The sequence below is a fragment of the Microcella sp. genome (assembly GCF_033763155.1).
Lineage (GTDB): Bacteria > Actinomycetota > Actinomycetes > Actinomycetales > Microbacteriaceae > Microcella.
This window is the reverse complement of sequence record NZ_JANRKZ010000169.1, coordinates 1-9,067: the sequence shown is the minus strand read 5'-3', so window position 1 is coordinate 9,067 and position 9,067 is coordinate 1. Positions and strand designations below refer to the sequence as shown.

Annotated in this window: 6 protein-coding genes and 1 pseudogene; all 7 read left to right on the top strand. The window is 70.4% G+C overall.

Features of this window, described 5'->3' with window-relative positions; genetic code table 11:
- On the top strand, positions 1-917 hold a 917-nt coding region (gene sucC, locus SFU54_RS07230; RefSeq protein ID WP_319015614.1), incomplete at its 5' end, for an ADP-forming succinate--CoA ligase subunit beta.
- 14 nt (positions 918-931) lie between these two features.
- Positions 932-1,834: a succinate--CoA ligase subunit alpha gene (gene sucD / locus SFU54_RS07225; RefSeq protein ID WP_319015613.1), complete on the top strand. Its 903-nt coding sequence runs from the start codon at positions 932-934 to the stop codon at positions 1,832-1,834.
- A gap of 341 nt (positions 1,835-2,175) precedes the next feature.
- Positions 2,176-3,168: a dihydroxyacetone kinase subunit DhaK gene (gene dhaK, locus SFU54_RS07220; RefSeq protein ID WP_319015612.1), complete on the top strand. Its 993-nt coding sequence runs from the start codon at positions 2,176-2,178 to the stop codon at positions 3,166-3,168.
- 2 nt (positions 3,169-3,170) lie between these two features.
- Positions 3,171-6,350 carry a phosphoenolpyruvate--protein phosphotransferase gene (ptsP, locus tag SFU54_RS07215; RefSeq protein ID WP_319015611.1) on the top strand — a complete coding sequence of 1,060 codons (3,180 nt, stop codon included), beginning with the start codon at positions 3,171-3,173 and terminating at the stop codon, positions 6,348-6,350.
- A gap of 28 nt (positions 6,351-6,378) precedes the next feature.
- Positions 6,379-7,602, top strand: coding sequence for a DUF6350 family protein (locus SFU54_RS07210; protein ID WP_319015610.1), 1,224 nt, complete (start codon positions 6,379-6,381; stop codon positions 7,600-7,602).
- Between the two features lie 9 nt (positions 7,603-7,611).
- Positions 7,612-8,205 carry a phosphoribosylglycinamide formyltransferase gene (purN, locus tag SFU54_RS07205; RefSeq protein ID WP_319015609.1) on the top strand — a complete coding sequence of 198 codons (594 nt, stop codon included), beginning with the start codon at positions 7,612-7,614 and terminating at the stop codon, positions 8,203-8,205.
- A gap of 17 nt (positions 8,206-8,222) precedes the next feature.
- A pseudogene (gene purH, locus SFU54_RS07200) lies at positions 8,223-9,067 on the top strand (bifunctional phosphoribosylaminoimidazolecarboxamide formyltransferase/IMP cyclohydrolase); the annotation flags it as partial.

The window sequence follows — 9,067 nt, the reverse complement described above, 5'->3', positions numbered from 1 at the left end:
ACGTCGTCAAGCGCGTGATGGTGGCGCAGGGCGCCGACATCAAAGAGGAGTACTACTTCTCGGTGCTGCTCGACCGCGCCAACCGCAACTACCTCGCGCTGTGCAGCTATGAGGGCGGCATGGAGATTGAGCAGCTCGCCGAAGAGCGCCCCGAGGCGCTCGCGCGCGTCGCGGTCGACCCGGCCGTGGGCATCACGCTCGACAAGGCACGCGAGATTGCCGTTGCCGCGAAGTTCCCGGCCGAGCTCGTTGAGAAGGTCGCACCCGTGTTCGTCTTGCTCTACGGCGTCTACGTTGCCGAAGACGCCACGCTCGTTGAGGTGAACCCGCTCGTGCTCACGGGCGCCGGCGACATCGTCGCGCTCGACGGCAAGGTCAGCCTCGACGAGAACGCCAGCTTCCGTCAGCCGGGCCACGAGGCGTTGGAAGACAAAGATGCCGCTGACCCGCTCGAGGCGAAGGCCAAGCAGCACGACCTCAACTACGTCAAGCTCGACGGTGAGGTGGGAGTCATCGGCAACGGTGCCGGCCTCGTGATGTCGACGCTCGACGTCGTGGCCTACGCGGGCGAGAACTACGGCGGTGTGAAGCCTGCCAACTTCCTCGACATCGGCGGTGGCGCCTCGGCCGAGGTCATGGCCGCTGGCCTCGACGTGATTTTGGGCGACCCGCAGGTCAAGAGCGTGTTCGTCAACGTGTTCGGTGGCATCACCTCATGCGTCGCGGTGGCCAACGGCATCGTCTCGGCCCTTGAGATGCTCGGCGATTCGGCAACCAAGCCGCTCGTGGTGCGTCTCGACGGCAACCAGGTCGACGAGGGGCGCGCGATTCTTGCCGCGGCTGCCCACCCGCTCGTCACTCTCGCCACGACCATGGACGAGGGCGCTGACAAGGCTGCCGCGCTCGCCGCGAAGTAAGGGAAACGCGAACAATGTCGATCTTTCTGAACAAAGACTCCAAGGTCATCGTGCAGGGCATCACGGGCGGTGAGGGCACCAAGCACACGGCCCTCATGCTCAAGGCCGGCACGCAGGTTGTCGGTGGCGTCAACGCCCGCAAGGCCGGCACGACCGTCTCGCACGTTGCGGCTGACGGCTCGCCGATCGACCTGCCCGTGTTCGCGACGGTGGCCGAGGCTATGGCCGCGACCGGTGCCGACGTCTCGATCGCTTTCGTTCCGCCGGCGTTCTCGAAAGACGCCGCATTCGAGGCCATCGACGCTCGCATCGGTCTGCTCGTCATCATCACCGAGGGCATTCCCGTGCTCGACTCGGCCGAGATCTGGGCGCACGCTCAGGCGACGGGCAACGCGACGCGCATCATCGGCCCCAACTGCCCCGGCATCATCACGCCGGGCGAGTCGCTCGTGGGCATCACGCCGGCCAACATCACGGGCAAGGGCCCCATCGGCCTCGTCTCGAAGTCGGGCACCCTGACGTATCAGATGATGTTCGAGCTGCGCGATCTCGGCTTCTCGACCGCGATCGGCATCGGCGGCGACCCCATCATCGGCACGACGCACATCGATGCCCTCGCGGCGTTCGAGGCCGACCCCGAGACGAAGGCGATCGTCATGATCGGCGAGATCGGCGGCGACGCTGAAGAGCGCGCGGCCGACTTCATCAAGGCCAACGTCACGAAGCCTGTGGTGGGCTACGTGGCGGGGTTCACCGCCCCCGAGGGCAAGACGATGGGCCACGCCGGCGCCATCGTCAGCGGCTCGGCGGGCACCGCGCAGGCCAAGAAAGAGGCCCTCGAGGCTGCGGGTGTCAAGGTCGGCAAGACGCCGAGCGAGACGGCCGCCCTGATGCGCGAGATCATCGCGGCGCTCTAGGCAGCATCCGCCGCAGCATTGTCGACGGCCCCGCTCCTCTCACGAGGTGCGGGGCCGTCGTCATGTCCCCGGCCATTCGGCGGATTGCGCGGCTGTCGTGTTGCGTCGCGGGACTCTGGGTGGGCTGCTCCTCTCGTGCAATGTGCCTCTCGCGGCACGTGCCATGATCGGCACATTGCGTGAGGGGAGAATCCCTGGGGAACATTGCTGGCTGTTCCCGATGTCGCCTAGCCCGCGCAGCTGCCGCACGGCTTATGGCGCGCATCCGTATCCCGACGAGTAAATCTCGCTTGGCGGCCAGCAGAATGCGCAGCGGGGCCCCGGCCTAGACTGACCCCGCGATGAAGAAGCTCATCTCTAGCCCCGAGACGGTCGTCGCTGACGCCCTGCGCGGCCTCGCGCTTGCGCACCCCGGCGTGCGCGTCGACCACGAGCGCCGCGTTGTCTATCGCGCTGAGCCGAAAGACTTCGGCACCGTCGCGCTCGTGAGCGGCGGAGGCTCGGGGCACGAGCCCCTGCACACGGGCTATGTGGGCTTCGGGATGCTCGACGCGGCCGTCGCGGGTGACGTGTTTACCTCGCCCACGCCCGACCAGATTCACGGCGCCACGGTGGCCGTCGACCGCGGAGCGGGCGTGCTCCACATCGTCAAGAACTACACGGGCGATGTGCTCAACTTCGAGCTTGCCGCTGAGCTCGCGCAGGCGGCGCGCATCGACGTGCGCACGGTGCTCGTTGCTGACGACGTGGCCGTGGCCGATTCGACGTTTACGGCGGGACGCCGCGGCACGGGCACGACCGTGTTGCTCGAAAAGATCGTGGGTGCCGCGGCCGAGCAGGGCCACGACCTCGATACGCTGCACGACCTGGCGACCCGCATCGCCGCCTCGGGCCGCTCGATGGGGGTTGCGCTGAGTGCCGCGACGGTTCCCGCGGCGGGTGTGCCCACCTTTGAGCTCGCCGACGATGAGATCGAGTGGGGCGTGGGCATTCACGGTGAGCCCGGGCGGGCGCGCCAGACAATGGCTGCCGCGCCCGAACTCGCGGAACGCCTCGTGGGCCCGCTTGTGGCCGACGGCTTGCCCGCGGGCGACGCGATCGTCATGCTCTCGGGCCTCGGCGCTACGCCGCTCATTGAGCTCTACGCGATGCTTGCCGAGATGGTTCCGCTGCTCGAGGCCGTGGGGGTGCGCACGGTTCGCACGCTCGTGGGCAACACCATCACGGCTCTCGACATGGCGGGCTGCCTCATCACGGTGCTTCCGGTCGACGCCGAACTGCTCGCGTATTGGGACGCCCCCGTCGACACCCCGGCCCTACGGTGGGGGCGATAACCGTGCTGACACTTGCCGTCACGACCGACTGGCTGCGCCGCTGGGCGAGCGAGATTGCCGAGAACGAGCAGCACCTCACCCGACTCGACGCAGCCATCGGCGACGCCGATCACGGCGCGAACCTGCAGCGCGGCATGAGCGCCGTGGTGGCCCAGCTCGATGCCCAGCCGCCCTCGACGGTGCGCGAAGCGCTCACGCGCGCGGGGCTCACGCTCGTGAGCACCGTGGGCGGAGCGAGCGGCCCACTCTTCGGCACCCTGCTGTTGCGGGCGGCGACCGCGTGCGGCGATGCCTCCGCGCTCGATGGCCCCGCGCTCGTCGCGGCCTTGCGCGCCGGAGCCGCAGGCGTGCAGCAACGCGGCCACGCTGAGCTCGGCGATAAGACGTTGCTCGATGCGCTCGTGCCCGCGATTGAGGCCCTGGATGCTGCGGTCGCGACGGGCGCTCCGCTTACCGCGGCAGCATCCACCGCCGCGATCGCGGCCGGCGTCGCTCGCGATGCCACGGCGGAGCTCGTCGCGCGTCGCGGCCGGGCAAGCTACTTGGGCGACCGCAGTCGGGGCTCGATCGACCCGGGGGCTGCCTCCGCAGCGCTCATGCTCGACGCTCTCGCGGCAGCACTCGCGGCCGCGGCCTCGGTGCCCACCGCGCCCATTTCCACCCCGACAACCGCGACCGAGGCGCCGACGGTGGCCCCGCGGCGCACGGCCGATCGCCGTGCGCCGCGCGTGGGTCTCGTGCTCGTCTCGCACAGTCGGGCCCTGGCTGAGGCCGCGGCCACGCTCGCGCGCGAGTTCACGCCCGCCGACCCTCCACGAATCGCGATTGCGGCGGGCCGCGCCGACGGCGGCACGGGCACGAATGCGACACGGGTGGCCGCGGCTATCAGTGAGGCCTCCGAGGGCGTCGGCGTTGTCGTGCTTACCGATCTCGGCTCAGCCGTGTTGAGCGCCGACATGGCTCTCGAGTTCATCGCGCAGCGCATTGATGTGCGGGTCGTTCCCGCGCCCTTCATCGAGGGTCTGCTCGCTGCCGTGGTGCGGGCCGCGACCGGTGACAGCATCGACGTTGTCGCGGCCGAAGCCTCGGCCGCGCTCGCGCCGAAAGTCGCCTTGCTCGCGGGTTCGGCGACATCGACCGATGCGCCGGGCCCCGCGGCGTCCGGATCCGCCGCGACGCCATCGCCCGCTGCAGCACCCGACCAGCCCAGCGCATCCGCGATCGCTCTCGTGCGTAATGAGGGTGGCCTTCACGCCCGCCCTGCGGCCGAGATCGCCGCGCTCGCCGCCACCTTCTCGTCGACGATCTCGCTCGCCGTGCCGGGCAAGCCAGCGGCTCCTGCCGCGAGCCCGCTGAGCATCTCGATCTTGATCGCGAAGCCCGGCACCGAGGTTGAGGTGAGCGCCACGGGCGATGACGCCACCGCCGCCGTGCGCGCGATCGCCGACCTCATCGAGGGTGGATTCGGCGAACCCCTCGTGACGGCACCGACTCCGACCGTCGTGCCTGCCCTGCTCGCCGACGCGGTCGAACCCGATCGCGGTTCGGGGCCCCTCGGCGTCAGCTCGGGCCGCGTGGTCGGGCCGGTTGCCGTGCTCGTGCACGCGATTGCCGAACCGAGCGCGACGGTCATCATGGCACCGCCCTCTCGTGCCGCCGCGGCGCAGATCGTGACGGATGCCCTGCGCGCGACCGCCGCCCAATACCGCGAGCGTGCCGCCGCCACCGAGGGGCACCGCGCCGAGGTGCTCGCGGCGACGGCGGCGATCGCCGACGACGCCGTGCTGCACGACGCCGCGTCGCGGGCGGTGCACGAGCGCGGCGTGAGCCCTGAGCGTGCCGTGTGGGACGCCATCGCGCGACTCGTGGCCGACTACCGCGCCGCGGGCGGCAGCTTGCTCGACCGCGTGACCGATCTGCACGATGTGCGCGACCGTACGATCGCCGCCATCACGGGGGTCGAGCCGCCCGGACTGCCCGAGCGACGAGAGCCGTACATCCTGATCGCTGACGACTTGGCACCGGCCGACACCGTCACGCTCGACCCGTCGCAGTGTCTCGCTCTCGTGACCGAGCAGGGCGGCCCCACCTCGCACACCGCGATCATTGCGCGCGAGTTGGGCTTGCCCGCCGTGGTGGGCGTCATGGGCGCCACGAGCATCGCCGACGGCACGCTCGTGTTGGTCGACGGAGACACGGGTGAGGTCATCGTGCAGCCCGATCTGGCCGAGCAGGCCACGGCGACGGGCGTCATCACGCTGCCGCCGTTCGTGGGCCCCGGCAAGACGGCCGACGGTCACGTTGTCGTGTTGAGCGCCAATGTGGGGGCGCCGCGCGAGATTGCGCGCGCTGTCGAGCGCGGCGCTGACGGAGTCGGGCTGTTCCGCACCGAGTTCTGCTTTCTCGACCGCGCCGATGAACCGAGCGTGGCCGAACAGGTCGCGGCCTATCGCGAAGTGTTCGCGGCTTTTCCGCAGCAGCGGATCATCGTGCGCACGCTCGACGCGGGCAGCGATAAGCCGTTGCCGTTCTTGACCGCGATTGACGAGCCGAACCCCGTGTTGGGGCTGCGCGGCGTGCGCACGGCCATCCGTGATCCGCAGGTGCTCGAGCGGCAACTGCAGGCGATCGCCGAAGCCGCGGCCGCGGAACGTGCCGACGTTGCCGTCATGGCGCCCATGATCGCGACGCTCGGCGAGACGCGCGAGTTTGCCGCGCGGGCCAGAGCGGCAGGAATTGCGAGCGTGGGAATCATGCTCGAGACTCCGGCGGCCGCGGTCACGGCCGCCGAGTTGTGCACCGCGGTCGACTTCATCAGTGTGGGCACGAACGACCTTTCGCAATACACGATGGCGGCCGACCGCATGTCGGCGTCACTCGCCGCACTCGCCGACCCGTGGCAACCCGCGCTCTTGCGCATGATTCGTCTCGTGGGCGAAGCGGCGGCGACAACCGGAACCCCCATGGGCTTGTGCGGCGAGGCCGCGGCCAACCCCGACTTCGCGGCGGTGCTCGTGGGGCTCGGCGCCTCGAGTTTGTCGATGACCGCGCGCGCGATTCCGACCGTGGGTGCGCGCCTCGCCGGAGTGACGCTCGAGCAGTGTCGCACGGCCGCGACGGCGGCGTGCGCGGCGGCCGAACCGGTCGAGGCTCGCGCTGCGGCGCGCGCCGTGCTCGCGTGAGCCGCACGGCGATAGGCTCGCCCGCGACATGACCCGTCGACTGACCGCCCTGATGAGCGCCCTTGAGGCGCTGCTCATCGTGGGAATCGGCGTTGCGGTGCCCTTGAGCATCCTGACCATCATGTGGGCCGCGCAGTTTGGATTTCAGATCGACTGGGTGGTTTTCTGGCGCGCGGCGGTGGTCATCTGGCTCGTTGGACACGGCGTCGACGTGACCTTTCAGCTGGATGCCCAAACCGCCCTCGCCCTCGGTGTCACGGGCGTCGGCGAGCCGTTTCTGGTGTCGCTCGCGCTCAGTGGCTTTGCGCTCTGCACGGCGCTCGCCGGTGTCGTGATGGCACGGCGGCTGCGACGCGAGCCGCACCGCGTGCTCGGCGAGCTCGTTGCTCTGACCACGGTCGTGGTGCTCTCGGGACTGCTCGTGCTGACCGCCTCCACCGAGGGCGTGCTGCCCTCGCGCTGGCAAGCGCTGCTGTTTCCGGGATTGGTGTTCGGGCTGGGCCTCGCCATTGGGTCGATCGGCGCGACGAATCCGGCCCGCGTGCGGTTGCGTCGCATGATCGCCGAGGGGCCGCAACCGTGGATCGCCGCGGGAGGGGCCGCGCTGCGCGCCGGGCTCGGCACGGTGGCGACGGTCATCGTCGCCGCATCCGTCGTGACAACGCTCGCGCTCGTGGTGGGCTACGGCCAGGTCATCGCCCTCTATGAGAGCGTGCAGGCCGGGGTGCTCGGCGGCATCGCCCTCACGGCCGCGCAGCTCGCCCTGGTGCCGACCCTCGTCATCTGGGCTGCGTCATGGCTCGTGGGCCCGGGCTTCGCCGTGGGTGCGGGGTCGACCGTGAGCCCCATCGCGACGACGCTGGGGCCACTGCCCGCCGTGCCGGTGTTGGGCGCGCTGCCGCTGGAGCCTTCGCCGCTCGGCTTCATGACCCTCATCGTGCCGGTGCTCGCGGCGTTCATCGCGGGTCTCGCGGTGCGCCCACGACTCGTTGCCGCGCTCGATGGTGAGCCGCCGCGCTGGTGGGGGCTCGGCACGGCCGCGCTCGCGGCACTGATCGCCGGTGGCGCGATGGGCTTTCTCGCGTTTGTGGGGGCAGGTGCTGCCGGGCCCGGTCGCCTCGCCGAGGTGGGCCCCGACCCGGTGACCGTGGGGCTGTGGATGTTCGTCGAAACTCTCATCGGAGCATCCCTGGGCCTGCTCGCCGGCGGTGTGCGGGTTGCCCGGCCGCAGCCCCTCGCACGCACCCGATAGCCTGGAGGCGTGCTGCGGGTCGTCGTGCTGATCTCGGGCGGCGGGTCAAACCTGCGCGCTCTGCTTGAGGCGTGTCGCGATGCCGAGTACCCCGCGCACGTAGTCGCCGTCGGCGCCGACCGCGCCGCCGACGGCCTCGCTCACGCCGAAGAGTTCGGCATCCCGAGCTTCACGGTGCCCTTCTCGTCGTTCGACTCGCGTGAGGAGTGGGGCGACGAATTGCTCGCGGCCGTTCAGCAGTGGCAACCCGACCTCGTGGTGTTGAGCGGCCTCATGCGCCTGCTGCCGCCGCGCGTTGTCGAGGCCCTCGCGCCGCGGCTCATCAACACGCACCCCGCGTATCTTCCCGAGTTTCCCGGAGCCCACGGCGTGCGCGACGCGCTCGCCGCGGGCGCCACGCAGACCGGCGCGAGCGTCATCGTTGTCGACTCGGGAGTCGACACCGGCCCGATCCTCGCGCAAGAGCGCGTGCCCGTGCTGCCCGACGACACCGAGCACAGCCTGCACGAGCGCATCAAGCCCGTTGAGCGGCGCCTGCTCATCGACGTCGTGCGCGGCATCGCTGACGGCGCGATCGAGCTCGGCACAGCATCCACCCCCTGATCACCACTGGAGACCCCATGGCCGGCCCCGCCCACGACCCCGCCCTCTACCGCCACCGCGACGCGGTGCCGGTGCGTCGCGCCCTCATTTCGGTGAGCGACAAGACGGGGCTGCTCGAGTTGGCGGCGGCGCTCGCCGAGGGTGGCGTCGAGATGGTGTCGACGGGCTCGACGGCGGCGACGATCGCGGCCGCGGGGCACCACGTCACCGAGGTGGCCGAGGTCACCGGATTCGCCGAAACCCTCGACGGTCGCGTCAAGACCTTGCACCCGAAGGTGCACGCGGGCATCTTGGCTGACCTGCGTCTGGCGTCGCACGAGGCGCAGCTCATCGACCTCGGCGTCACGCCGTTCGACCTCGTGATCGTCAACCTCTACCCCTTCGTCGAGACCGTCGCCTCGGGCGCGCAGGGCGACGTCGTGATCGAGCAGATCGACATCGGCGGGCCCGCGATGGTGCGCGCCGCCGCCAAGAACCACGCCAACGTCGCGATCATCGTCGACCCGGCCGACTACGTCATGGTCACGAAGGCGCTCACGCTCGGCGGCACGACACTCGCCCAGCGCCAGCGCTTTGCCGCCAAGGCCTTCGCGCACACGGCCGCCTACGACACCGCGGTGGCGGGCTGGTTCGCCGACACGCTCGGTGTGCGGGCCTCTCATCCTGCGGGTGACGGCAGCCCCTCGACCATCGACGTGCACGCGACGCTGCAGCAAGTGCTGCGCTACGGCGAGAACAGCCACCAGCACGCCGCGCTCTACCGCGCCGACGGAGCCCACGGCATCGCGCAGGCCACCCAGCTGCACGGCAAAGAGATGTCGTACAACAACTTCGTCGATGCCGACGCGGCCGTGCGCGCCGC